At 35.1% G+C, this 348-nt stretch carries 1 pseudogene; it reads left to right on the top strand.

Annotation, left to right across the window (positions count from 1 at the left end):
* A pseudogene (locus MPF19_RS19545) lies at positions 1–348 on the top strand (hypothetical protein); the annotation flags it as partial.

The following is a 348-nucleotide window of genomic DNA, read 5'->3' as shown; positions in this document are numbered from 1 at the left end:
CAATTAGTACAAACACACCCGAACACTAGTATGGTTTCTGGTACGGGTAATTTACTTGTAGACCAAAATTCTACGGTACCTAGTTTGTATCGTTATAATTATATGAGTTCGCCAGTTACTTCTGGGACTAACACCTATACTTTAAAAGACGTACTTAGAGATGGTACTGATATAGACAACCCCAAAATAATTAATTTTAAGAAGGGTTATGATGGTGCTGCTACAGATCCTATTTCTTTAGCAAAATACTGGATATACACCTACTCTCCTGCCACTAACGGAAGATCTAATTGGGAACATCAATATGATAATCTTCCTATTAATAGAGGTGACGGTTATATTTTTAAA

Source organism: Polaribacter sp. Z014 (assembly GCF_023555435.1).
GTDB lineage: Bacteria > Bacteroidota > Bacteroidia > Flavobacteriales > Flavobacteriaceae > Polaribacter.
This window is presented reverse-complemented; position numbering and strand designations above follow the sequence as displayed.